Origin of the sequence: Actinoplanes sp. NPDC048988 (assembly GCF_043197815.1) — a bacterium.
In the GTDB taxonomy this organism is placed as follows: Bacteria; Actinomycetota; Actinomycetes; order Mycobacteriales; family Micromonosporaceae; genus Actinoplanes.
Genome location: NZ_JBICTW010000009.1, coordinates 202,514 through 226,700 on the forward strand (window position 1 = coordinate 202,514; position 24,187 = coordinate 226,700).

General features: G+C 70.2%; 25 protein-coding genes. 15 read left to right on the forward strand and 10 right to left on the reverse strand.

Annotated features, from left to right (window positions below):
* Positions 1-112: 112 nt before the first annotated feature.
* The 3 genes from erpA to ACGFJ7_RS27225 all read left to right on the forward strand — a co-directional run bounded on the left by erpA (position 113) and on the right by ACGFJ7_RS27225 (position 2,087).
* Positions 113-484 carry an iron-sulfur cluster insertion protein ErpA gene (erpA, locus tag ACGFJ7_RS27215; RefSeq protein WP_360252680.1) on the forward strand — a complete coding sequence of 124 codons (372 nt, stop codon included), beginning with the start codon at positions 113-115 and terminating at the stop codon, positions 482-484.
* 111 nt (positions 485-595) lie between these two features.
* On the forward strand, positions 596-1,576 hold the full coding sequence (locus tag ACGFJ7_RS27220; protein ID WP_360252683.1) for a carbohydrate kinase family protein: 981 nt from the start codon (positions 596-598) through the stop codon (positions 1,574-1,576).
* Between the two features lie 10 nt (positions 1,577-1,586).
* Positions 1,587-2,087 (forward strand): ATP-binding protein, encoded by a 501-nt coding sequence (locus ACGFJ7_RS27225; RefSeq protein WP_360252686.1) that lies wholly within the window; start codon positions 1,587-1,589, stop codon positions 2,085-2,087.
* Here ACGFJ7_RS27225 and ACGFJ7_RS27230 read toward each other — a convergent pair.
* Complete coding sequence (locus ACGFJ7_RS27230; RefSeq protein ID WP_392644460.1) at positions 2,080-2,292, reverse strand: sulfurtransferase TusA family protein; 213 nt, start codon at positions 2,290-2,292, stop codon at positions 2,080-2,082. The genes ACGFJ7_RS27225 and ACGFJ7_RS27230 overlap by 8 nt on opposite strands.
* The gene (locus tag ACGFJ7_RS27235; RefSeq protein WP_392644563.1) at positions 2,289-3,425 is read right to left on the reverse strand and encodes a cysteine desulfurase family protein; all 1,137 of its coding nucleotides are present in this window, start codon (positions 3,423-3,425) and stop codon (positions 2,289-2,291) included. The genes ACGFJ7_RS27230 and ACGFJ7_RS27235 overlap by 4 nt, the downstream gene beginning before the upstream one ends.
* Positions 3,426-3,602: 177 nt before the next feature.
* On the opposite strand from ACGFJ7_RS27235, the gene coxB reads away from it, so the two are divergent.
* Positions 3,603-4,559, forward strand: coding sequence for a cytochrome c oxidase subunit II (gene coxB, locus ACGFJ7_RS27240; RefSeq protein WP_360252692.1), 957 nt, complete (start codon positions 3,603-3,605; stop codon positions 4,557-4,559).
* A 7-nt stretch (positions 4,560-4,566) separates the two neighbouring features.
* Positions 4,567-4,992 carry a cytochrome c oxidase subunit 4 gene (locus tag ACGFJ7_RS27245; RefSeq protein WP_360252695.1) on the forward strand — a complete coding sequence of 142 codons (426 nt, stop codon included), beginning with the start codon at positions 4,567-4,569 and terminating at the stop codon, positions 4,990-4,992.
* A gap of 173 nt (positions 4,993-5,165) precedes the next feature.
* On the opposite strand, the gene ACGFJ7_RS27250 is transcribed toward ACGFJ7_RS27245, so the two are convergent.
* The 4 genes from ACGFJ7_RS27250 to ACGFJ7_RS27265 form a co-directional block, all read right to left on the reverse strand.
* The gene (locus ACGFJ7_RS27250; protein WP_360252698.1) at positions 5,166-5,369 is read right to left on the reverse strand and encodes a hypothetical protein; all 204 of its coding nucleotides are present in this window, start codon (positions 5,367-5,369) and stop codon (positions 5,166-5,168) included.
* A gap of 124 nt (positions 5,370-5,493) precedes the next feature.
* Positions 5,494-6,552, reverse strand: coding sequence for an anthranilate phosphoribosyltransferase (gene trpD, locus ACGFJ7_RS27255; protein ID WP_360252701.1), 1,059 nt, complete (start codon positions 6,550-6,552; stop codon positions 5,494-5,496).
* A gap of 3 nt (positions 6,553-6,555) precedes the next feature.
* Positions 6,556-6,981, reverse strand: coding sequence for a hypothetical protein (locus ACGFJ7_RS27260; RefSeq protein ID WP_097319984.1), 426 nt, complete (start codon positions 6,979-6,981; stop codon positions 6,556-6,558).
* 94 nt (positions 6,982-7,075) lie between these two features.
* The gene (locus tag ACGFJ7_RS27265; protein WP_360252703.1) at positions 7,076-8,050 is read right to left on the reverse strand and encodes a cytochrome c oxidase assembly protein; all 975 of its coding nucleotides are present in this window, start codon (positions 8,048-8,050) and stop codon (positions 7,076-7,078) included.
* 108 nt (positions 8,051-8,158) lie between these two features.
* On the opposite strand from ACGFJ7_RS27265, the gene ACGFJ7_RS27270 reads away from it, so the two are divergent.
* From ACGFJ7_RS27270 to ACGFJ7_RS27290, 5 genes are all read left to right on the forward strand, one after another.
* Positions 8,159-8,758 carry a heme-copper oxidase subunit III gene (locus tag ACGFJ7_RS27270; RefSeq protein ID WP_360252705.1) on the forward strand — a complete coding sequence of 200 codons (600 nt, stop codon included), beginning with the start codon at positions 8,159-8,161 and terminating at the stop codon, positions 8,756-8,758.
* Between the two features lie 49 nt (positions 8,759-8,807).
* Complete coding sequence (locus ACGFJ7_RS27275) at positions 8,808-9,656, forward strand: cytochrome c (protein WP_360252707.1); 849 nt, start codon at positions 8,808-8,810, stop codon at positions 9,654-9,656.
* A complete protein-coding gene (locus tag ACGFJ7_RS27280; RefSeq protein WP_360252709.1) occupies positions 9,653-10,756 on the forward strand; it encodes a Rieske 2Fe-2S domain-containing protein in 1,104 nt (367 codons plus the stop codon). The genes ACGFJ7_RS27275 and ACGFJ7_RS27280 overlap by 4 nt, the downstream gene beginning before the upstream one ends.
* Positions 10,753-12,360, forward strand: coding sequence for a ubiquinol-cytochrome c reductase cytochrome b subunit (locus ACGFJ7_RS27285; protein ID WP_360252712.1), 1,608 nt, complete (start codon positions 10,753-10,755; stop codon positions 12,358-12,360). Before ACGFJ7_RS27280 ends, ACGFJ7_RS27285 begins: the two co-directional genes overlap by 4 nt.
* A 104-nt stretch (positions 12,361-12,464) precedes the next feature.
* Positions 12,465-12,752, forward strand: coding sequence for an Lrp/AsnC ligand binding domain-containing protein (locus ACGFJ7_RS27290; protein WP_360252714.1), 288 nt, complete (start codon positions 12,465-12,467; stop codon positions 12,750-12,752).
* Positions 12,753-12,781: 29 nt separating this feature from the next.
* Here the strand turns inward: ACGFJ7_RS27290 and ACGFJ7_RS27295 are convergent, their stop codons facing one another.
* From ACGFJ7_RS27295 to ACGFJ7_RS27310, 4 genes are all read right to left on the reverse strand, one after another.
* Positions 12,782-13,624 carry a sugar phosphate nucleotidyltransferase gene (locus ACGFJ7_RS27295; protein ID WP_392644465.1) on the reverse strand — a complete coding sequence of 281 codons (843 nt, stop codon included), beginning with the start codon at positions 13,622-13,624 and terminating at the stop codon, positions 12,782-12,784.
* The gene (locus tag ACGFJ7_RS27300; protein ID WP_392644467.1) at positions 13,621-14,226 is read right to left on the reverse strand and encodes an NUDIX hydrolase; all 606 of its coding nucleotides are present in this window, start codon (positions 14,224-14,226) and stop codon (positions 13,621-13,623) included. Before ACGFJ7_RS27300 ends, ACGFJ7_RS27295 begins: the two co-directional genes overlap by 4 nt.
* 21 nt (positions 14,227-14,247) lie before the next feature.
* A complete protein-coding gene (locus ACGFJ7_RS27305; RefSeq protein ID WP_360252721.1) occupies positions 14,248-16,038 on the reverse strand; it encodes an HD domain-containing protein in 1,791 nt (596 codons plus the stop codon).
* Between the two features lie 97 nt (positions 16,039-16,135).
* Positions 16,136-17,935, reverse strand: coding sequence for a DEDD exonuclease domain-containing protein (locus ACGFJ7_RS27310; protein WP_392644469.1), 1,800 nt, complete (start codon positions 17,933-17,935; stop codon positions 16,136-16,138).
* A 105-nt stretch (positions 17,936-18,040) separates the two neighbouring features.
* Here ACGFJ7_RS27310 and ACGFJ7_RS27315 point away from each other — a divergent pair, with 105 nt between their 5' ends.
* The 5 genes from ACGFJ7_RS27315 to ACGFJ7_RS27335 all read left to right on the forward strand — a co-directional run bounded on the left by ACGFJ7_RS27315 (position 18,041) and on the right by ACGFJ7_RS27335 (position 24,162).
* Positions 18,041-19,411, forward strand: coding sequence for an NYN domain-containing protein (locus ACGFJ7_RS27315; protein WP_392644471.1), 1,371 nt, complete (start codon positions 18,041-18,043; stop codon positions 19,409-19,411).
* Positions 19,412-19,506: 95 nt separating this feature from the next.
* Positions 19,507-19,728, forward strand: a complete 222-nt coding sequence (locus tag ACGFJ7_RS27320; protein WP_360252727.1) for a hypothetical protein — start codon at positions 19,507-19,509, stop codon at positions 19,726-19,728.
* A 49-nt stretch (positions 19,729-19,777) separates the two neighbouring features.
* Positions 19,778-21,028: a M48 family metallopeptidase gene (locus ACGFJ7_RS27325; RefSeq protein WP_360252730.1), complete on the forward strand. Its 1,251-nt coding sequence runs from the start codon at positions 19,778-19,780 to the stop codon at positions 21,026-21,028.
* Positions 21,028-22,158: a glycosyltransferase family 4 protein gene (locus tag ACGFJ7_RS27330; RefSeq protein ID WP_392644473.1), complete on the forward strand. Its 1,131-nt coding sequence runs from the start codon at positions 21,028-21,030 to the stop codon at positions 22,156-22,158. The genes ACGFJ7_RS27325 and ACGFJ7_RS27330 overlap by 1 nt, the downstream gene beginning before the upstream one ends.
* 87 nt (positions 22,159-22,245) lie before the next feature.
* Entirely contained in the window at positions 22,246-24,162 is a 1,917-nt protein-coding gene (locus ACGFJ7_RS27335; protein ID WP_392644475.1) for an ABC transporter ATP-binding protein, read from the forward strand.
* Positions 24,163-24,187 lie beyond the last annotated feature (25 nt).

Here is a 24,187-nt window from a genome sequence, read left to right on the forward strand (position 1 = left end):
TTGGGAATCTCGGGGAATGGGGTTAGCGTTGGCAAGTACTGCACCTGACTGAGTTTTCCCGCAGCGGAAAACCCAGGCCAAATCGTTCCAGGACCCTGCAGGGAGATACGCAGTGACTGCTGAAGCGCACACCCCGTCGACCGAGGCGACCGCCGCCCCGACCGGCGTCATCCTGACCGACGTCGCCGCGGTGAAGGTCAAGGCCCTGATCGAGCAGGAAGGCCGCGACGACCTGCGCCTGCGTATCGCCGTGCAGCCCGGTGGCTGCTCCGGCCTGCGCTACCAGCTCTTCTTCGACGAGCGCTCGCTCGACGGCGACGTCGTCACCGACTTCGGTGGCGTCGAGGTGGTCGTCGACCGGATGTCCTCGCCGTACCTGGCCGGCGCGACCATCGACTTCGCGGACCGCATCGACGCCCAGGGCTTCACGATCGACAACCCGAACGCGCAGAACTCCTGCGCCTGTGGTGACTCGTTCCACTGATCGTTGGCGTAAACAGCAGGCCGTCCCGTTCACGGGGCGGCCTGCTGTGCGTTACCCAGCCGGTAGGCTGCGTACGTAAGCCCCCCTGTTCTTCCGACCCAAGGGCCCACCATGAAGATCGCCGTGACCGGCTCGATCGCCACCGACCACCTGATGCACTTCCCGGGACGGTTCGCCGACCAGCTCATCGCCGACCAGCTGCACAAGGTGTCGCTCAGCTTCCTCGTCGACGACCTGGTGGTCCGGCGCGGCGGCGTGGCCCCGAACATCGCGTACGGGATGGGCAAGCTCGGTCTGCACCCGATCCTGGTGGGCGCGGTCGGCGCCGACTTCGCCGACTACCGCTCGTGGCTCGAGCGGCACGGCGTCGACTGCGACTCGGTGCACGTCAGCGACGTCGCCCACACGGCCCGCTTCGTCTGCACCACCGACGAGGACCTCAACCAGATCGCCTCGTTCTACGCCGGCGCCATGGCCGAGGCCCGCAACATCGAGCTGGCCCCGGTCGACGCCCGGGCCGGCGGCCTCGACCTGGTGATCATCGCCGCCAACGACCCGGCGGCCATGGTGCGCCACTCCCAGGAGTGCCGCGCCCGGGGCTTCAAGTTCGCGGCCGACCCGTCGCAGCAGCTCGCCCGCATGGACGGCAGTGACGTGCTGACCCTGATCAGCGGCGCCGAGTACCTGCTGACCAACGAGTACGAGCGCTCGCTGCTGGAGACCAAGGCCGGCCTGACCTCGGAAGCGGTCCTCGACCAGGTCAAGATCCGGGTGACCACGCTCGGCAAGGACGGTGTCGAGATCACCGGCCGGGGCATCGAGCGGATCCACGTGCCGGTCGCCCGCGACGTCATCCCGGCCGACCCGACCGGCGTCGGCGACGGCTTCCGGGGCGGCTTCTTCGCCGCCATCTCGTGGGGCCTGGGCCTCGAGCGGGCGGCCCAGGTCGGCTCGCTGGTGGCCGCGCTGGTGCTCGAGTCGGACGGCGCCCAGGAGTACGACGTGCGCCCGGGCGACTTCGTCAAGCGCTTCGCCGACTCGTACGGCGAGGACGCCGCCGCCGAGATCAAGCCGTTCCTGCCGGCCGTCTAAAGGGAAAACCATGGTGTTGGCGGTCTTTGCCGGTCTGCCCGGCGTGGGGAAGAGCACGCTCGCCGCGAGGGTGGCCACTGAGCTGCCGGCGTGCGTGCTCGCCGTCGACACCGTCGACTTCACCCTGCAGCGGTACGAGGTGAGCGAGCCCCGTCCCGGCTACGCGGCCTACGGGGTGGTGGCCGCGCTGGCCGAGGTGCAGCTGGCCAACGGCCAGCACGTGATCATCGACGCGGTGAACCCGGTGAAGGCGGCCCGCCAGCTCTGGGTCGACCTGGCCGAGCGCCTGGCCGTGCCGCTGCGGGTGGTCGAGGTGGTCTGCGGCGACGACGCCGAGCATCGCCGCCGGGTGGAGAAGCGCTACGAAGCACGCGATCACGAGGGAATTCCCGATTGGGTACGGGTCCTCGAGCGCCAGAAAGAGTACGAGCCCTACCTCGGCCCGCGCCTGGTCGTCGACACCTTCTTCGCCAAGGACCCGGTCAGCCCGATCCTCGAATACCTCAGCTGAGACGTCTGACTTCGAAGGCGCCCGGCGAAGGGGAGCCCAGGTACTCCTGTTCCTTCATCCGGCACCAGGCCGGGATGTCGTTGGCCGCGGCCGGGTCGTCGGCCAGGACCCGTACGGTCTGGCCGATCTCGAGGTCTTTGATCCTCTGAGCGAGGTGGATCACCGGCAGGGGACATTTCTCGCCCCGGCAGTCGAGCTCGATCACATTCCCGCCTCCTTCCGGATGCTTTCGACGATTCCCGGGAGTACGGCCAACAACCGCTCCACCTCGTCCTCGGTCGTGCCGCGATGCAGCGAGACCCGCACGTTGCCGTGGCTGAGCACGCCCATCGCCTCCAGCACGTGGCTCGGCCGCAGCGTCGACGCCGTGCACGACGAGCCGGACGAGACCGCGAACCCGGCCCGGTCCAGCGCGTGCAGCAGCGCCTCGCCGTCGACGTAGAGGCAGGAGAAGGTGACCAGGTGCGGCAGCCGGTTCACCGGGTCGCCCACCACCTCGACGTCGGGCACTGTCGCCGCCACCCGCTCGCGGATCCGGTCGATGAGCGCCGACAGCCGCACGGCCTCGGCCTGCGCCTCGGACAGCACGGCCCGCAGGCTCGCCGCCGCGGCCACCACCGCCGGCAGGTCGAGGGCGCCCGACACGCCCGGGCGATAAAGATCATCTTGCGGGAACGGCGAGATCCAGCGCACACCCTTGCGTACGATGAGGACGCCGACCCCGGGCGGGCCGCCCCACTTGTGCGCGCTCGCGCTCAGCAGGGACCACCCCGGCGCCACCGGCGCGCGCCCGATCGACTGGGCGGCGTCCACGAACAACGGCACGCCGGCCTCGTCGCAGTACCCGGCGGCCGCCGCCACCGGCTGCTCCGTGCCCACCTCGTGACTCGCGCTGATCAGCGCGGCCACCGCCACGCCCGGTGTGGACACCGCGCTGTCCCACGCGTCGAGGTCGAGCCGGCCCAGACGGTCCACTCCCACCTCGACGGCCTTTCCGCGGCGGGCCGCGTGCAGCACGGCCGAGTGCTCGATCGCGGAATGGACCAATGTGTCACCCTGCCGGGCCCGTCCCGCCAGGGCGCCCAGCACCGCCGCCTGCGCGGCCGCGGTGCCCGAGGGCCAGAGCGAGAGCTCGTCCGGCCGTACCCCCAATGCCTCGGCGAACGCACCCGTCGCCGCCTCGGAAAGCTGTTGTGCCCGCCGGCCCGCGGCATAGAGCCGGGCCGGGTCGGCCCAGCCGTCGTCGAGCGCCGCCAGCAGGGCTTCCCGGGCCACCGGATGCAGGGGAGAGGCGGTCGCGACGTCCATGTATGCCGCCGGACCACCGGGAACGCCCATGTATTCCACTCGGGAACGGTATCGTCCGGTTGTTGAGGGTAACCGTGCACCGTCGAAGATCCGACCCCCCGGCCCGGACGTTAGGGCCAGGTCGAGTAATCTGCGACCGACGGTGACGCCTTGCCGCTCGGTGTCCGGTTTCGGGCGGGGCGGCGCTGCTAAGGGAGGCAAAAGCAGGTGGGCGCAAAGAGTTCGGCCGCACGGCCGCGATCGGCAGTCCGGTTCGCCGGGCTCGGCCTCGGTGGGGCGACCCTGCTGTTGCTGCTCTCGGGCTGTTCGGTGAACGGCATCGGCGACGCGTTCAGCCACTTCGGATGGCCGAGCAACGGCATCAGCCTGCAGGCACACCGGATGTACGACCTGTGGATCGCCTCGGTGATCGCGGCTCTCGTCGTCGGCATCTTCGTGTGGGGCCTGATCTTCTGGTGCATCATCCGGTACCGCAAGCGCGGCGACGAGCTGCCCGTGCAGACCCGGTTCAACATGCCGATGGAGGTTCTGTACACGGTCACCCCGGTGCTGATCGTGGCGGTGCTGTTCTACTACACGGCCATCGTGCAGACCGACGTGGACAAGCTGTCGAAGAACCCGGACCAGGTGGTCGAGGTCGTCGCGTTCAAGTGGAACTGGCAGTTCAACTACCGCGACGGGCTCGGCGAGGACGCCAAGACGGTGGCCTCGACGGTCGGCTCCTCCGAGGTCATTCCGCTGCTGGTGCTGCCGACCGGTGAGAAGATCCGGTTCGAGGAGACCAGCAAGGACGTCATCCACTCGTTCTGGGTGCCCGAGATGCTGTTCAAGCGCGACGTCTTCCCGGGCAACGTGCGCAACCAGTTCGAGGTGACCCTCGACCGTGAGGGGCGCTACGTCGGGCGCTGCGCCGAGCTCTGCGGCACGTACCACGCCTTCATGCAGTTCGAGCTGGTAGTGGTCTCGCCCGACAAGTTCGACCAGTACCTCGCCGCCCGCAAGAACGGCGCCACCACCCAGGAGGGCATGGCGGCCATCGGCTTCACCGGCGACAAGGCGTACGCGACGACCACCAAGCCGTTCGACACGCGCCGGCAGGACCACAGCTGGAACCAGACCAACTCCGTCGCCTCCGGCGCCGGCGCCGTAACCGCGGGGAAGTGAGCGGCTCGTGAAGACCGAATACAAGATCTTCGTCGGGGTCGCGGCCTTCCTCTTCGGCGCGGCGATCGTCTACGGCTTCTACTCGCAGAGCTACGAGGGCCACGTCGAGTGGATCGGCACGGTCGCGCTGATCCTCTCCGGACTCCTCTGCTCGATGTGCGGCGGCTTCTTCTGGTTCGTCTCGCGGCGCATCGACCTGCGCCCGGAGGACCGGGAGGACGGCGAGATCGCCGAGGGCGCCGGCGAGATCGGCTTCTTCAGCCCGGGCAGCTACTGGCCGTTCGGCATCGCGCTGTCGGCCACGATCGCCGGCATCGGCCTGGCGTTCTGGATGTGGTGGCTGGTGGTGGTCGGCCTGATCCTCGTGATCATCGCGTCGAGCGCCATGATCTTCGAGTACTACACCGGCACGAGGCACCCCGCCGAGCACTGAACTGGCTGGCTTCGCTTCGCTCCGCGGGCGAACGCCTTGTAACCGGTGAGATGGCAGGCGGTTTTCCGCCGTCCGCAAACCCCGCGGACGTCGAAAAACCACCTGCCATCTCACCGGCGGCGTTCGCGGGCAAAAGAGGGGCCCCGGGTCTTGGGAGACCGCGGGGCCTTTCTTCATGCCGCCTGGCGTTGCCTTGGAGCTATCTTGCGGGGCCTGGTGGCGCCGTACCAGTGGACGACGATCGGTGCGACGACCTCGGCCGCGCCGCAGCGCGTGCAGACCATCTCGGGGCAGTCGTCGTGGCCGTCCGAGCAGGGCGGCACCTCGAACATCATGTCGCCGTCACAGATGACGCAGCGCATCTCGCGTTCCGACACGGGTGGGCTCCTCTCTTCGCCGTCTCTTCGCCGGAAGGTGGATTTACCCGAATTCGATGCCGACGCTGCCACGGAAATAGGGCATTGTGGCGGATTAGCGACGGCGTGTTACCTGTGAATCCTTTTACTCGGCGGCCTTGGCCGCCTGCGCGGCGGCCACCCAGCGCTCCAGGAGGGCCGTGGCGGCCCCGGAGTCGATCGTCTCCTGGGCTCGCGCTATTCCGGCCCGCAGCGTGTCCCTGAGGTCGCCGGGGAAGCCTCCCTGAGCGGCCAGGGCGGCCGCCACGTTGACCACCACGGCGTCGCGGACCGGGCCGGGCTCGCCGGCGAAGGTGCGGTGGGCCACGTCGGCGTTGTACGCCGAGTCGCCACCGCGCAGCGCGGCCGGCTCCGAGCGGGGAAGTCCGAGTTCGACGGCGTCGATCACCAGTTCCTCGACCTTGCCGCCGTTCGCCGTCCACACTCGGGTCGGCGCCGCCGTGGTGAACTCGTCGAGGCCGTCCTCGCCGCGCATCACGATCACCGAGTCGCCGCGCCGGGCGAAGACCTCGGCCATCACCGGCGCCATCCGGATGTCGAAGCAGCCCACGGCGCCGGCGGTCGGGCGGGCGGGGTTGGTCAGCGGGCCGAGCACGTTGAAGAACGTGGGCACGCCCAGCTCACGCCGCGGCACCGACGCGTGGCGCATGCCGGGGTGGTAGCGGGCGGCGAAGCAGAAGCCGATGCCGGCCTCGGACACCGTGCGGCCCACGCCGGCCGGGCCCAGGTCGAGCGGGATGCCGAAACGCTCGAGCAGGTCGGCCGTGCCGGTCGTGGACGACGCGGAGCGGTTGCCGTGCTTGACCACCGTCACACCCGAGGCGGCCGTGATGATCGCCGCCATGGTGGAGATGTTCACCGTGTTGGCCCGGTCGCCGCCGGTGCCGACGACGTCGACCGCCGAGGTGCGGACGTCCTCGGGCAGCGGCACCAGGGTGGCGTTGTCCAGCATGGCCTCGACAAGGCCGGCCAGCTCACCCGGCGTCTCACCCTTGGCGCGCAGGGCGATCGCGAAACCGGCGATCTGGGCCGGCGTGACGTTGCCGCCCATGATCTCGCCCATCGCCCAGGCCGTGTCGGCGGTCGCCAGCTCCTCGCCGCGGAGCAGGGCCATGGTGAGGTTGGGCCAGGTGCGTGCGCCCATGTCTCAGGCGAGCTTGCCGAGCGTGCCCAGCGGGATCGCGCCGTCACGGCGGGCCCGGAGCATCGCGGCCACGGTCTGACCGGTGGTCACCGGGTCGAGCGGGGCGACCAGGGTCTGGTCGACCTGCGAGTACGCCGCGAGCCAGCGGTCGGCCGCGCGGGCGATGACGACGCAGACCGGCGGGGGCGTCGCGTACTCGTCCTTGGTCTGCCGGGCGATGCCCAGGCCGCCGGCGGGCGCGGCCTCGCCGTCGAGCACCATCAGGTCGATCTCGTACTTGTCGAGCAGGTTGCGGCAGTCTTCCCAGGTGGCGGCGTCCGCGAACTCGACCTTGAGGTCGGCCGCCGGACGCTCGCCGATGGCGAGCCGGATCCGGTCGCGCACCGCGGGATCGTCGCTGTAAAGCAAAACCGTGTACTCGTCGCTCATGATCGGCAGCCTTCAGTCCGGTAACGGGTGGCGGGCGGGGTGGTCGGACGGCCCGGTTCACGTCGTAGGTGCCGACAGATCGTAACGGACCCGGTTACTCGATGGCGGACCCCGGTAGCCCCGCGTTCCCCGTATTTGTGATCTTGGCGGCAGCTTTCAGCTCCTCCGCCTCCTGGCGGTCGAGGGCCCGGTCGATCCGGCGGGCCTCGCGCTCGGACTGGCGGATCCACTGCATCACCAGGATGCCCAGCATCGTGACGCTGACGATCTCGCCGCCGGCCCAGAGGATGCCGCCCGCCGTGACCTGGTCGGATTTCGGGTCGGCCCAGCTCAGGCCCAGGCTCGGGTAGTAGTCGCCGGCCAGCAGCGTGCTGGCCTGCATGATCGTCAGCCCGAGCACGGTGTGGAACGGCACCGACAGCACCATCAGCAGCGCGCGGCCCGGGTAGGGCCAGCGGTTGGGCAGCGGGTCGAGGCCCAGCAGCGGCCAGAAGAACAGGCAGCCGGTGACGATGAAGTGGATGTGGATGAACTCGTGCAGCCAGGGGTGCAGCAGCGTCTGCCGGTACAGGTCGGTGAAGTAGAGGATGAACGGGTTGGCCACGAAGATGCCGAACGCGACCAGCGGGAACGTCAGGACCCGGGCGACCCGGCTGTGCAGCACGGCCAGCAGCGTCTTACGGGGACTCGCGGGCAGCACGCGCAGCGCGAGCGTCACCGGCGCGCCCAGGGCCAGGAAGATCGGCCCGACCATGGACAGCGTCATGTGCTGGATCATGTGCACCGAGAGCAGCGCCGTGTCGTACTTCTCGATGCCGGTCACCGTGACGAACGCGATGGAACCCAGTCCACCAGCGACGAAGGCCACCGTGCGGCCCGTGGGCCAGTGGTCGCCGCGCAGGCGTAACCGGTAGACGCCGTATCCGTACAGCGCCGCCGCCACCACGAGGAACAGCGCGACCAGGCTCCCGATGTGGATCTCGGTGAAGATCGCGGCCGGCGTGAACGGCGGAAGAACAGTATCCCCGCTGGACGCGGCGAGTGTGGGCGTTTCGGCTAGGTGCACCATTCGAGGCTAGGCCCATCCGGTCGCGGCCACTTCTCCCGGGCTGGAATCTCATGACGGATTCGACCCCCCGCATCACCTTGGACTGATCGCGGGGCAATAATGAGCCTCGTGACAGCGGCCTCAGCCATCGACAAGAGCAGGATCCACTCGCTGACGCGACCGAACATGGTGAGCGTCGGCACGATCGTGTGGCTCTCCAGCGAACTCATGTTCTTCGCGGCGTTGTTCGCCATGTACTTCTCGATCCGGGCGGCAGCGCCGGAGATGTGGGAAGAACACACGGAAGCGCTCAAGATTCCGTACGCGACGACGTTCACGGTGATCCTGGTTCTCTCCTCGGTCACCTGCCAGCTCGGCGTGTTCGCGGCGGAGAAGGGCGATGTGTTCGCGCTCCGTCGCTGGTTCACCATCACCTTCGTGATGGGCCTGATCTTCGTGCTCGGGCAGGCGAACGAGTACCGCAACCTCGTCCACGAGGGCATCAAGCTCAACGGCGACGGCTACGGCTCGATGTTCTATCTGACCACCGGGTTCCACGGCCTGCACGTGACCGGCGGTCTGATCGCGTTCATCGTCTACATGATCCGTACGACCATGGGTAGGTTCACCCCGGCGCAGGCCACCTCGGCGATCGTCGTGTCGTACTACTGGCACTTCGTGGACATCGTGTGGATCGCGCTGTTCGCCATGATCTATTGGCTTCAGTAGCCCGCATCCGTCCATGAGCTTCAGGTCAAAACCCAGAGGGACTCAGCCCATGACTTCAGACACCCCCGCCAAGCGGCGTCTCAGGGTGTTCTCCCGGGGGCGCAAGGCGCCGAGCCGGGCGCGCCGGCGGTTCGGCGCGGCGGTGCGTATGCTCGCCGCCCTCGCGCTCGCCGGCGGCATCTACACCGCTTTCGCCCCGGGAGCCTTCGCCGAGGACAACCGGCAACTGTCGGCCGCCGCGCTCGAGGGCAAGCAGCTGTTCGACAACAGCTGCATCAGCTGCCACGGCAAGGACGCGCAGGGTGTCGACGACCGTGGCCCGAGCCTGATCGGCGTCGGCGCCGCCTCGGTCGAGTTCCAGGTGGGTACCGGCCGCATGCCGATGACCCGGCAGGAAGCCCAGGCGGAGCAGAAGAAGCCGCAGTTCGACGAGACGCAGACCAAGCAGCTCGCGCAGTACATCCAGGAGCTGGGTGGAGGCCCCCAGATCCCCCAGGGTGAGCTGACCGAGAGCCTCAAGTCCAACCCCGAGGCGCTGGCCCGCGGTGGCGAGCTCTTCCGGGTCAACTGCACCTCGTGCCACGGCTTCGGCGGTGGCGGTGGCGCCCTGTCGTCCGGCAAGTACGCCCCGAGCCTGCACGACGCCACGCCCGAGCAGATCTACGCGGCCATGCTGACCGGCCCGCAGAACATGCCGGTGTTCGGCGACAACCAGCTCACGCCGGACGAGAAGCGCGAGATCATCACCTACATCACGATGCAGCTGCAGGACGACCGTGACCCGGGTGGCCTGTTCAACCTCGGCCGTTACGGCCCGTCGACGGAGGGCATGGCCGTCTTCCTGGTCGGCATCACCCTCCTGGTCTTCACGTCGCTGTGGATTGCGGGGAAGTCATGACGACTGTGCACCACGACACCGAGCCGGCCCAGCCGGTCGATGTCCACGACCCGAAACTGACGCGTTTCGACATCGTCAAAGAGGGCCTGCGGCGCGACGAGATCGAGATCGTCACGTACGAGTCGCAGTTCCAGGGCCGCGACTCCAAGGCCGAGAAGCGGGTCGTCCGCAACATCGCGCTGCTGTTCATCGTGTCCGGCCTGGCCGCGCTCGTCTTCCTGGTCGCCTACATCTGGTGGCCGTGGCGGTTCGAGCTCGGCGAGACCATGAGCGACTTCTACACGCCGATCCTCGGCATCAGCCTCGGCATCTCGCTGTTCGCCCTCGGCTTCGCGATCCTGGCCTGGGCCAAGAAGCTGCTGCCGCACGAGGTCTCGATCCAGAAGCGGCACGACGGCGCGTCGCCCAGCGACGAGCAGCTGATCACCGGGCAGACCGCGCTCTTCGTGGGTGACGAGCTGGCCGGCGGCGTGCAGCGCCGGCCGCTGCTCAAGGGTGCGATCGGCCTCGCCGCCGCGCCGCTGGGCATCGTGGCCGCGGCCCCGCTGCTCGGTGGCCTCATCGAGAACCCGCACAAGGGTTCCCCGCCGCCGCTGTTCTCGACCGGCTTCAACCCGGTGCACAACAACGGCCAGCCGGTCCGGCTGGCCCGCGAGGACGGCACCCCGATCCGGCCCGAGGACATCAGCACCGGTGGCCAGGCGACGGTCTTCCCCGGCATCCCCGGCGGAGCGACGAACGAGTACGCCGACTCGCCGACCCTGCTGATCCACCTGCGGGCCGACGACGCCGAGGAGACCCGGCGCAACGCCGAGGCCGACCGGCGCAACGCCGGCTCGATGTACGGCGACTACGTCGCGTACTCGAAGATCTGCACGCACGCCGGTTGCCCGGCGAGCCTGTACGAGCAGCAGACCAACCGCCTGCTCTGCCCGTGCCACCAGTCGCAGTTCCTCATCACCCGCAACGCCCAGCCCGTCTTCGGCCCGGCCAGCCGCCGTCTGCCGATGTTGCCGCTGGACGTGGACGACGAGGGCTACTTCGTGGCAAAGTCCGACTTCAAGGACACTGTCGGACCTGACTTCTGGGAGCGGCCGTGAAGCGGCGCAAAGTAGACCTCGCGCAGGCCCCCGTGGCCGTCGCGCGAGGCACCGACGAGCGGTTCCAAGCGGCGACCCCGCTACGGGCCCTGCTCAACAAGGTCTTCCCTGACCACTGGTCGTTCCTGCTGGGCGAGATCGCGCTCTTCTCGTTCATCGTCCTGCTGCTGACCGGCGTCTTCCTGACCCTCTTCTTCGACCCGTCGATGAAGGAGGTCGCGTACGACGGCCCGTACTCGGCTCTGCGCGGCACCGAGATGTCGGCCGCCTACGAGTCGTCGCTGCGGCTGTCGTTCGAGGTTCGCGGTGGTCTGTTCATGCGGCAGATGCACCACTGGGCGGCGCTGCTGTTCATGGCGTCGATCGTCGTGCACATGGCGCGCATCTTCTTCACCGGCGCATACCGGAAGCCGCGCGAGATCAACTGGGTGATCGGCATCATCCTGTTCCTCCTCGGCTTCTTCGCCGGCTTCACCGGCTACTCGCTGCCGGACGACGGCCTGTCGGGCACCGGTCTCCGCATCGCGTCGGCGATCATGCTGTCCTTCCCGATCATCGGCACCTGGCTCTCGGCCGCCGTCTTCGGCGGCGAGTTCCCGGGCCACCTGATCATCGGCCGGTTCTACATCGCCCACGTGCTGCTCATCCCGGGCGGTCTGCTGGCGCTGATCAGCATCCACCTGGCCCTGGTGTTCAAGCAGAAGCACACCCAGTGGCCGGGCCCGATGCGGACCAACACCAACGTGGTCGGCGAGCGCATGTTCCCGCGGTACGCGCTCAAGCAGGGCGGCTTCTTCATGGCCTGCTTCGGCACGATCGCGCTGCTCGCCGGTCTCTTCCAGATCAACCCGATCTGGCTGTTCGGCCCGTACCGGGCGTCCGAGGTCTCCTCGGCCTCGCAGCCCGACTGGTACGTCATGTTCATGGACGGCCTGGTCCGTCTCATGCCGAACTGGCAGATCTACATCGGCGACTACAGCATCCCGCCGCTGTTCTGGCCGGCCGGCGTCGGCCTCGGCGTGATCTTCACGCTGCCGATGCTCTGGCCGTGGCTGGAGGCCCGCAAGTCCGGTGACAAGCGGATCCACAACCTGCTCGAGCGTCCCCGCGACAACCCGGAGCGGGTCGGCATCGGCGTCATGGCGTTCACGTTCTTCCTGGTCGCCACGATCTCCGGCGCCAACGACGTGATCGCCGACAAGTTCCACATCAGCCTCAACGCGATGACCTGGGCCGGACGTCTCGGCCTGATCATCGGGCCGCCGCTGATGTACTGGCTGGCCGTCCGCATCTGCCTCGGCCTGCAGCAGCACGACCGCGAGGTGCTGGCGCACGGCGTGGAGACGGGCATCATCCGCCGCCTGCCGAACGGCCAGTTCGTCGAGGTCCACCAGCCGCTCGGCCCGGTGGACGACCACGGACACCCGGAGCCGCTGGAGTACGGGGGCTGGGTCGTCCCGAAGAAGATGAACCGGGTCGGCGCCCTCGCGCCGGCGATCAAGGGCTTCTTCTTCCCGGTCGAGAAGCCGTCCGAGGCTCCGGTCTCGCCCGGTATGCCGCCGGTCTCCGGCAAGGACCGCGAGGAGATCGGCTCCGGTCGCTGACCCGGCACGCTGTCACGTAAAACGAGGAAGGGGCCCGCTTCGGCGGGCCCCTTCCCGTATCTAAGATTGATCGGTCCACTCCCTCAGAGGCGAGGAGCCCGCTGGTGAACACCGCGATCGTGCACATCGACTGCGCCACCGACTCGATTCCCGAGGTCGCCGAGGCGCTCGCGGCTCTGGACGGCGTCAGCGAGGTCTACTCGGTGGCCGGCAACGTCGACCTGATCGCCATCGTCCGGGTGGCCCGCTTCGACGACATCGCCGAGGTCATCGCCGGCAAGATCTCCAAGACCCCGGGCGTGGTGAACACGGAGTCGCACATCGCGTTCCGCGCCTACTCCAAGCACGACCTCGAGGACGCCTTCGCCATCGGCCTCCCCGACGCCGACTGACCCGCTCGCACGCCTCCGCTCGGCGCCTTCTACGCGGCGGGGACCCTTACCGTCACCGGGCCGGGCGCGCGGATGACGTCGACGAGCTTCTCGTCGGCCGTGACTTCGGCCCCGGGCCACACCACGCAGCGGGTGATCTCGCCGTGGACGGTGGCCCCGGCGCCCACCACGGCGTCGGTGACGGTTCCGGTGATCGTCGCCGAGGGGTCGATGAGGGCGCGGGCCTTCGCGGCGTGCAGATTGGCCGTGAGGTAGTCGCCGGGCGTCCCGGTGTCGATGTAGGAACCCTCGTAGTCGATCAGCTCGAGCGCGCCTTCGGCCTCGGCCGGGCGCCAGACCGTACGAACGAGGTTGCTCATCTCGGTCGAGAGGTCCCGCACGTAGCGCCACGGCAGCAGCGAGAAACCGGCGAACCGGCGGCCGCTGAACCCGCCGGTCGCGCCCGGCGGATTGGTCTTGGTCAGCATTCGCACGGTCTCGCCCGACCAGCCGTCGAGCAGCGCGGCGATGTCCTTACCCGGCTCACGACCGGGATCCGAGAGGTACGCGTCGGCGTTGCCGACCAGCGCGCCCCGCCCGTCGATCCAGCCCTTGAGCCGCCCCACCCCACCCGAGGTGCCGACCGGCCCGTCCGGCTCGACCGACAGGTGAGCCCGGTCACCGACGTGCGCGACGACCTGCTCACCGAGGTAGGCCGCGTTGACGGCGGCGTTCCCGGGCCCGGCCAGTCCGAGCGCGGCCAGCCGCCCCAGCGCCCGATCGAGCAGCGCGACATTCCCGACCGGGCACAGCGCCTTGGGCAGAATCTCCGTCAACGGCCGCAGCCGCTGCCCCTCACCCGCGGCCAGCACAACACCGCAGACCTCGGTCACTTGTCCCCAGCCTCGTTGTCCCCATCCTGGCGAGCGGCGGCGTCGTCGCTTTCCTGGGTGACGGCGGCCTCGGCTTTGGCCTTCTTGGCGGCCAGGGCGGCGGTCTTCTTGCCGCCGATGCCGTAGCGGGCGAGCAGGTGGCCCGTGTTGACGGTCACGCGGGGGAGGTCGTCGACCGGGAACCAGGCCGCCTCGAGGATTTCGCCGCCGTCGACGGCCAGCTTCGTCGTGGACGCGGGAACCGAGCCGAAGAAGACCGTGTCGACCACGCCGACCGGGTGGATGATCGCGTTCGGGTTGCCGGGGGTCAGGTCGGCCGGGGCGAGCCGGACGCCGGTCTCCTCGAACAGTTCGCGGGCCGCGCCCACCTCGGGCCGCTCGTTCTTCTTGAGCAGGCCGGCCGGGAGGCTCCAGCCCCGGTTCGGCGGCTGGCGCAGCAGCAGGATCCGGTCGGGGGCGCTCGACTCGGCGTCGCGGATCACGGCGACCGCGCCGACCAGATACCGCGGGGCGACCAGCCCGGCGATGCGGCGGCGGGCGGCGCTCGGCAACCGGTAGAAAGCCTGATACGCGTACGCCCGTACGACCCGAGGGAAACTCACACGCGCAAGGCTACTGTGGCTTTAATCCGGATGGTCGACGAGGGCGATGAGCTGTTCGACGACCGCGTCCGGCTCGAGGTTGCGCTCGCAGACCGCGACCAGCATGGTCTCGAGGTCGGGGTAGCCCAGTTCCTCGGCCAGGCGGCGCAGCGGCACCTCGCTGGCCAGGCCCCGGTCGTGTTTGCGCAGGGTCAGGCCGATCGTCGCGCGGCCCAGCCGGACCTTGTCGGCGATGCTGATGCCGGGCTCGTTCTTCTCGTCGAAGTAGCGGTTGATCTGCAACTGGGCCTGGCTGGACTTGACGAAGCCGAGCCATTCCTTGCGGGGGCCGCGGGGAGCGTTGGGTTCGACCTCGACGTGGCCGTCGGTCTCGGAGAAGATCTCGACCACGTCGCCGTCCCGGAGCTGGGAGCTCAACGGGGCCAGCCGGCCGTTGATGGTCGCGGCCAGGCACTGGTCGCCCTTTTGCGGGCCGAGCTCGTAGGCCAGGTCGACCGGGGTGGAGCCACCGGGCAGCTCGAACGCGTGCCCGTGGGCGAAGACGGTGATCTGGGCCTCGGCCAGGTCGCATCGCAGCGAGGCGAGGAACTGGGCGGCGTCGGTGGTGTCCTGCTGCCAGTCGAGGACCCGTTTGAGCCAGGTCAGCTGGTCGGCCCCGGAGGCCTCGGCGTCCTGCGCGTACTTCGGATAGCGGTAGGTGGTGGCCACCCCGTACTCCGAATAGTCGTGCATCGTCTCGGTGCGGATCAGCACCTCGACCAGTCGGCCGTCCGGGCCGGTGACCGTCGTGTGCAGCGAGCGGTACAGGTTGTTCTTCGGTGACGCGATGAAGTCCTTGAACCGGCCGGCCACCGGTCGCCACTGACCGTGGATGGCGCCGAGCGCCGCGTAACAGTCCGTTTCGGGGCCGTCGACCACCACCGCGATGCGGGGCAGGTCGAACGGGACCTTGTGGCCGCCGGCGACCGTGTCCTTCCAGATCGAGTAGTAGTGCCTCGGCCGGGGCGTGACCTCGGCCGACACTCGGGAGCGGCGCAACGCCGTCTGCGCCTTGGCTTTCACCTCGGACAGGTAGTCGTCCCAGCCCGGGCGGTTGCGCACGTGCTCGTCGATCCGCGCGTACGAGTCGGGCTCCAAGTGGTAGAGCACCACGTCGTCGAGGTCGCGCTTGAGAGCCTGGATGCCGAGGCGGTCACAGAGCGGTACCAGCACGTCGAGGGTGGCCGTCGCGATGCGGGCCCGGCTGGCCGGGGAGCGCGCGTCGAGGGTGCGCATGTTGTGCAGCCGGTCGGCCAGCTTGATCACCAGGACGCGGACGTCCTTGCCGGCCGCCACGATCATCTTGCGGATCGTCTCGGCCTCGGCCGCCTTGCCGTAGAACGCCTTGTCGAACTTGGTCACGCCGTCGACGAGATGGGCCACCTCGGGGCCGAAGTCGCCGTGCAGCGCCTCGAGCGTGTAGCTCGTGTCCTCGACCGTGTCGTGCAGCAGCGCGGCGACCAGCGTGGTCGTGTCCATGCCGAGGTCGGCGCAGATCTGCGCGACGGCGAGCGGATGCGTGATGTACGGATCGCCGGACTTGCGCATCTGACCGCGGTGCATGTTCTCCGCGATCGCGTAGCTGCGGCGCAGCACGCCGGCGTCGGCCGACGGGTGGATCGCACGGTGGGTGCGCGTGAGGACGGTCACCGGGTCGTCGTCGTTGCCCTGAAAGCTCAGGAAGGACCGCAGGCGACGACCGATCGTCAACTCGGAGGCAGGCTTCGGGAGGGCACGTCCAAGGGCGGCGCCGTGGCCGGCGTCGACGTCCACCTGGACACCCCCTCACCGCAGTGGCTCGCGCGGCCGCGAACCAGTGAAGCCAAATCGTCATGAAGCCCGGCGAACCAGACTCGAGATTTCACTTGCCTTACAGCCTAAGCGAGCGAGCGTCATCCGAACGGTCAGTTACGGATGAGCGAACGGACGAGTCTTTGCCCGAAGCTGCCGCTTCTGCCCGGTTGAGCAGGTCAGTGAAGCGCGCGGCGCCACGAACCGGTGACACCCAGTCGCCGGAAGTTTCCACCAACCGGGTGTCGGGCCGCTCGAGCCACGCCAGGATCCGCTCGGTCTCCTCGGCCGACGCGGCCGGCACCGGACCCGGTCCGGGTAGGACCGTCTCGGCGGTCATCCGGGCCGCGTCGAGGGTCGGGCGAGGATGTTCGTACGGCGGGGAGGTCGCGGCCGCGGCGAGCCGGCCGTGCCGCACGACGACGATCTCCCAGCCGCCGACGTCGTTGCGCCGGGCCGCGACCATTTCGGCGATCCGGGTCACCCCGGCCAGTCGTTGCATGCGGACGGTCGCTCTCAGTAACGCGATCAGCCGCGATCGGAGGGTGGCCGCCTCCTCGTACCGCCGTCGCTCGGAGAGCGATTCCATCCGGTCGACCAGGGCCCGGATCACCGGCTCGGGATCACCGTGGGTAGCCGTGCGAAAGGGCAGGGCGGCGCTCGCCGCGTACTCCTCAGGGGTGATCTTGTGTTCGCACGGCGCGGGGCATTTGCCCAGTTCGGCCAGGGCGCAGGCGGCGATCGGCGTCCGCAGGGAGAGCTTGTGGGTGCACTGGCGCAGCGGCACGGCGTCGTAGACCCCGGCCGCGGCCAGCTCGGCCGTCCGCCGCGACGAGAACGGGCCCAGGTAGGCCGCGTTGTCGTCGGCCAGCGAGCGCACCACCGACAGGCGCGGGTAGGGCTCATCGGTCAACTTGAGCCAGACCACTCGATCGGGATATTTGGACCTGCGGTTGTACGGCGGTGCGTGCGCCGCGATCAACCGCAGTTCCCTGACCTCGGCTTCCAGCGAGTGGGCGCACTCCACCGCCTCGATCCGGGTGGCCGCGCCGATCATCTCGGACATCCGGGCCCGCTTCTCACTGGCGGTGAAGTAACTGCGTACCCGGGTCGCGATGTCCTTCGACGTGCCCACATAGAGCGGCCGGTCGTCGGCCGCCCGGAACACGTAGACCCCCGGCACGTGCGGCAGGCCGTCGGCCAGGTGGCGCTGGCGGCGCTGGGTGGGGGTGACCGCGCGGGCGAAGTCGATGGCGTCGCCGAGCGTCTGCACCCGGAAGCTGCCCATCCGCTCGATCAGGCCGTGCAGCACGTCGACCGTGGCCCGGGCGTCGTCGAGGGCGCGGTGACTGGGCTGGACCGCCGAGCGGAAGAACTGGGCCAGCGTGCCGAGCTTGCGGTTGGGCACCTCGTCGCGGGTCAGCGCCCGCCGGGCGATCGCGGCGGTGTCGAGCACCCGGGGGTTGGGCCAGGGGTAGCCGTGGCGGGCACAGGCGGCTTTAAGGAACCCCACGTCGTACGGCGCGTTGTGCGCCACCAGGACGGCGCCGCGCAGGAACTCGAGCAGGCTGGGCAGCACCGACTCGATCGGCGGGGCCGGCGCCAGCATGGCCTCGGTGATGCCGGTCAGCACGGTGATGAACGGCGGCAGTTTCTCACCCGGGTTGACCAGGGTCTGGAACTCGCCGAGCTCGGCGCCGCCGCGCACCTTGACCGCGCCGATCTCGGTGATGCCGGCGCCGTCGGCCGCGCCCCCGGTCGTTTCCAGGTCGAGCACGACGAAGGTCGTGTCGGCCAGTGAGAGCGCCGCCGGCTCGACCGAGCCGTCGGCGCTGAGGAGCGTGTCCAGAGTGCCCTGGACGTAAGCCGGTTGTGCCACGCCGGGGACTTTAAAGAGGGGGTACGACATGTTCCGTCCCGGCCCTTATAAAAGATCACTTGCTTCGACAAGCTTTTCCGCAGCCAGCGGTGTGAGAATGGGTAGATGTCCGCGCCACTTGCCCCTGATGACCGCTCCGACACGGAGGCGGTCGTTCAGGATGCGGACTTCGCGCCCGAACCCACCCTGCCCGAGCCGGTGCGTCAGCGGATCATGACGCTGGCCGCGGCCGCGCTGCCGGCGCTGCCGGCCGACGAGATCCCCGTGCCGATGCGCAAGGTCGCCCGTTTCGCCCCCAACCGCCGGGCCCGGCTCGGTGGCCGGGAGATCGCCGCCCAGCTCGCGGCCGACCCGCTGTTCCGCCAGCGGATCAGCACCCGGGTGGTGGCCGACACCGGTGACCTGGGCGCCGCCGTCGCGAGCGGCATGGCGCCGGCCGCCGCCGACCCGGTCGAGGTGGCCGCCCTGGCCTACCTGGCCCGCCCCGAGGGCTGGCGTGAGCTGATCGACCAGGCCGGTCACGCGGTGACCGCCGAGGCCGACAGCGCCGCCGTCGCCACCCAGCTGCGCGAGGCCGAGCAGCGGGCCGTCCGGGCCGAGCACGACCGCACGGTGGCCAAGGTCGAGGCCGACAAGCTCCGCGACGAGCTGGCCCGGGTCCGCGAGGAGATGGGGCAGCTGCGCGAGGAGGCCCGGTCGACGGCCAAGGCCCTGCGCGAGGCTCAGGCCGCCACCAAGCGGGCCACCGACCTGCTGGCCACCGAGAAAGGCCGCATCGCCCGCACGGCGGCCGACCACGACGCCGAGGTGCGCCGGCTCAAGACCCGCCTGGCCGAGGCCGAGGCGGCCGCGGCCACCGGCAAACAGAGCGCCAAGGATGCCCGGGCGGTCGACGACGCGCGGCTGTGGCTGCTGCTCGAGACGATCGGGCAGGCCGCCTCCGGTCTGCGCCGCGAGCTGGCGCTCAACCCGGCCGACAAGCTGCCGGCCGACTTCGTGGCCGACACCGCGGCCGAGCTGCCCGGTTCGCCCGAGCGCTCGCGGGCCCGCGCCCAGGACACCGACGACCCGGGCCGGCTCGACCAGCTGCTCGCCCTGCCCCGGGCCCACCTGATCGTCGACGGCTACAACGTGACCAAGCGCGGCTTCGCCGAGATGTCGCTCGAGCAGCAGCGCAAACGCCTGATCACCGGCCTCGGCGGCATCGCGGCCCAGACCGGCGACGAGGTGACCGTCGTGTTCGACGGCGCCGAGCGGGTGCACGGGCTGCCGCCGTCCCCGCGCGGGGTCCGGGTGCTGTTCTCGCGCAAGGGCGACACCGCCGACGAGCTGATCCGCCAGCTGGTGCGGGCCGAGCCGTCGGGGCGGCCGCTAGTGGTCATCTCGTCCGACCGTGAGGTGGCCGACGGCGTGCGCCGCCACGGGGCGTACCCGATGGGCGCGGACTCTCTGCTACGGCGGCTTTCGCGGTCCTGACCTGCGCTTTCCCGTTTTTGTCATACCCCCCTCGTACCGTGATGGTCACTGATGGTGGTCGTCCTTCCCCCGGCCGCCACAGGGGAGGAGGAGTGATGATCATCGACTGCGGTCGCTGCGACCGGGCCCCCGGCGAGTGCTCCGGCTGTCTGGTCTCCGCGCTGGCCAACACCCCCGACGGCATCGAGGACCTGACACCGGGCGAGCTCCGGGCGATCGAGGTGTTCGAGCTGGCCGGCTTCGAGGTCGAGCTGATCGAGACGCCGGACCCACCGGTGGTCGTGCCGCTCTACCCGCGAGGCCGTCACGTGGCGTGATCGTTCGTCTCTCTAAGATGGGCTTTTCTTTCGTCAGGGAGGTCACGCGATGCGGCTCTGGGCTTTCCTCGCCCTTCTGGCGCTGCTCGCCGGCCTGGCGGTCGTCGCCGCCCTGACGATCCCGTGGCACCGGTCGCCGTCCCCCCGGCCTGATCAAGTGGCGGCGCTCGGGTCTTTTCCCGCCGATCAGATCGAGCGTTCCCGGGCATTTCACGCCGCGCTCCGTCCCGGCTCCTACGGGTCGATGGCGATCGGCCTGATCGTCGCCCTGGTGCTCGGGCTCACGCCGCTCGGCGCGTGGATCGTGACGCAGGCGGGACGGCCGTTCGGCGGCCACTGGCTGGCCCAGGCCGTGCTCGGCGGCTTCGCCGTGGTGCTGGTGGCCGAGGTGGTGACGCTGCCGTTCGCCGCGTGGCGGCGGTCGATCCTCGTCGAGTACGCGATCTCGACCCAGTCCTGGGGCGCGTGGGCGGTCGACCTGCTCAAGTCGTGGGCGGTCGGCGCGGTGATCGGCGGGCTGGCGCTGGCCGGGTTCTACACGGTGACCCACTTCGCGCCGCGCTGGTGGTGGGCGATCGGGGCGGTCGGCGCGGCCGGCCTGGTCGTGCTGCTGTCCTTCGTGCTGCCGGTGCTGGTGGAGCCCGTCTTCAACAAGTTCACCCCGATGGCCGACGGCCCGCTGCGCGCCTCGCTCATGCAACTGGCCGAGCGCGACGGCGTACCCGTGAAGGACGTTCTCGTGGCCGACGCGTCGCGGCGTACGAAGGCCGTGAACGCCTACGTCTCGGGCATCGGGCCGACCCGGCGCATCGTCGTCTACGACACGATGCTGACCGAGGCCACACCGGACGAGGTGGTCTCGGTGACGGCGCACGAGCTCGGCCACGCCAAGGACGGTGACGTGCTGACCGGCACCCTCCTGGGCGCGCTGGGCACGGCCGCCGCGGTGATCGCGCTCTACCTGCTCGGCTCCTGGCAGTGGCTGCTCGGCCGGGCCGGCGTCGACACGATCGGCGAGCCCCGCGCCATCGCCCTGCTGCTCGCCCTGGTCACCCTGGCCGGGCTGGCCGCCGGTCCGGCGCAGGCGTTCGTCAGCCGCCGGATCGAGGCCCGGGCCGACACCCACGCGCTCGACCTGACCGGCGACCCGGCCACCTTCGAGGCGATGCAGCGCCGCCTCGGCACGGTCAACCTGTCCGACCCCGATCCGCCGGCCTGGGAGCACACATTGTTCGCCTCACACCCGTCCACCGTGGAGCGCATGGCCGCGGCCCGCGCGTACGCCCGGGGTGAGCGCTGATGTCCCGCACCCTGCTGATCACCAACGACTTCCCGCCCCGCCCCGGCGGCATCCAGCAGTTCATCCACAACCTGGCGGTCCGCCGCCCGGCCGGCTCCCTGGTCGTGTACGCCTCGACCTGGCGGGGCGCCGAGAAATTCGACGCCGAGCAGCCCTTCGAGGTGATCCGCGAGAAGACCGGCATCCTGCTGCCGACCCCCGCCGTCGCCAAGCGCGCCGCGGCGCTCGCCCGCGAACACGACTGCGATCGCGTCTGGTTCGGTGCCGCCGCCCCCCTGGGACTGCTGGCCGAGGGCCTGCGGCGTAACGCGGGCATCGAACGGGCGGTGGCGATCACCCACGGCCACGAGATCGGCTGGGCGGCTCTGCCCGGCGCCCGCCAGCTGCTGCGCCGCATAGCCCGCGGCAACGACGTGATCACGTACCTGGGCGAATACCAGCGCTCCCGGCTCGACAAGGCCCTGCACGGGCTGACCACTCTGGAACGCCTGGCCCCCGGCGTCGACGTGGACACGTTCCACCCCGGCGTCGACGGCGGCGAGGTCCGGGCCCGCCACGGCCTGACCGGCCGCCCGGTCGTCGTCTGCGTCTCCCGCCTGGTCCCGCGCAAGGGCCAGGACATGCTGATCCGGGCCCTTCCGGCGGTGCTGCGCCGGGTCCCGGACGCGGCGTTGCTGCTGGTCAGCGGTGGCCCGTACCGTCCCAAGCTCGAACGCCTGGCCAGTGGCCTCGGCGTGGCGAAAAGCGTGGTCTTCACCGGCTCGGTCCCGTGGTCCGAGCTTCCGGCCCACTACGCGGCCGGCGACGTCTACGCCATGCCGTGCCGCACCCGAGCCGCCGGCCTCGACGTCGAAGGCCTGGGCATCGTCTACCTGGAGGCCTCGGCCACCGGCCTGCCCGTGGTGGGCGGCGACTCCGGCGGCGCTCCCGACGCGGTCCGCGAGGGCGAGACGGGCTACGTGGTCGGCGGCCGCGACGTGCCGGCCCTGGCCGCCCGCCTGACCGACCTGCTGACCGACGAGGCCCTGGCCCGCAAGATGGGCCGGGCCGGCCGCGCCTGGGCCGAACAGGAGTGGCGCTGGGAGTCCCAGGCCGCCCGCCTGGCTCACCTCCTGGACGAGGAGCCATGAGTGAATGGATCACTGTCCGTGATCGGACAGACGCGGATCGGGGAGCGGGCGTAGGAAAGGTCTAGCGACGTCCGAGATGGAGCTTCGATGCGGGATGCCGACTCCGGCCAGGGCACAGCCGATGACGACGTACAGGTGGAATTCGAAGATGGTGAGCTCTCCCTTCCGTACTGGCTGACCAGCACCGAAGAGGCCGCGAACACCTCCTTCTGGCAGATGCTCAAACGCCTGCCGCGACTGTTGCGGGAAGCCTCGCTGCTCGCCTGGCGGGCCGACTCGCGGACCACCATGGCGCTCGCCGTCCTGCAGATCGCGGGCGGCGTGGCCAGCGCGGTCGGCCTGATCAGCGTGGTCGGCGTCTTCGACGGGCTGCTGCAGGACGTGCCGACGCCCGACCGGGTGCGCGCCGCCGTGCCCTCGCTGCTCCTGGTCGTCGGGGCGGCCGCGGCGCGCGGGGCGCTGACCTCGGCCGCGGCCGCCGCCAACGGCCGGCTGTCGCCGAAGGTCTACCAGGCGGCCGAGATGCGGCTGCTGACCCTGACCACGCAGGTCGACCTGGCCACGTTCGACGACGCGGACTGGCGGGACGCCATGGAGCGGGCCCGCGACCGGGGGATCTCGGCCGCCCAGCAACTCGTCGACCGGGTCATCGAGCTGGCGACCAACGTGATCGGGCTGGTCGCGGCGGCGGGCGTGCTCGCGGTGCTGCACCCGGTCCTGCTGCCGCTGCTGGTGCTGGCCGTCGTGCCGATCGGGTGGGCGGCGGTGCGGTCGGCCCGGCTCGGCTACCGGCGGGTGCTGCGGCTCATCGCGGTGTGGCGGCGGCAGCGGATGCTGGCCGAACTGCTCGCGGCGCGCGAACCGGCCCCCGAGCTCAGGGCCTTCACGCTGCGGTCGTTCCTGCTCGAAGAAGTGCGGCGGCTGCTGGCGATCTCGACCAACGAGGAGATCAGGATCGCCACCCGGCAGGTGCGCACCACCCTGGTCGGCACCATGCTGAGCGCGATCGCGACGGCCTTCGCGTACGCGGTGCTGCTCTGGCTGCTGTGGACCGGGCGCATGGAGCTGGCGGTGGGTGGTGCGGCCGCGTACGCGATAAACATGGGCATCGGCAAGCTCAGCGAGATCGCCTTCTCGGCCAACCGGGTCTTCGACCAGGGGCTCTACTTCGCCGACTTCCAGGGCTTCTGCGAGCTGTCGCGCTCGCGGGCGGAACCGGCCGGCGGCGGCGAGGCGCCACCCTCCTTCCAGGAGATCTCGCTGCAGGCGGTCACGTTCAGCTATCCGGACGCCGACCATCCGGCCGTACGCGAGGTCAGCCTGACCCTGCGCCGCGGCGAGGTGATCGCGCTGGTGGGGGAGAACGGCTCGGGCAAGTCGACGCTGGCGACCCTGCTGGCCGGGTTGCACCGGCCGCAGCAGGGCCGGATCCTCTGGGACGGCGTCGACGCGGAAAGGCTCGACCCGGATTCGGTACGCCGGCAGGTGGCTGTGGTCATGCAGGAGCCGACGAGGTGGCCGCTGTCGGCCCGCGCCAACATCACGATCGGCCGCCACGACCGGCCCGCCTCGATGCCTGAGGTCCACGCGGCCGCCGGTGCCGGCAACGCCCACGAGTTCGTGATGGAGCTTTCCCGGCAGTACGAGACGTTGCTGTCCCGCCACTTCATCGACGGCGCCGACCTGTCGGGCGGCCAGTGGCAGAGGCTCGCGGTCAGCCGCGCGTTCTTCCGCGACGCGCCCCTGCTGATCTGCGACGAGCCCACGGCGAACCTGGACGCCCGGGCCGAGCACGACGTCTACCAGCGGCTGCGCGAGCTGGCCGAGGGCCGCACGGTCGTCCTGATCACCCACCGGATGGCGAGCGTGCGCGAGGCCGACCACATCTACGTCCTCGACCACGGCGCGATCGTCGAGCAGGGCGACCACGAGGAACTGATGGCAGCCGACGGCATCTACGCCCAGATGTTCACGTTGCAGGCCAGCGCGTACCAAATGGCCTGATCGCCGCCGCAGCCGTTCCATGGCA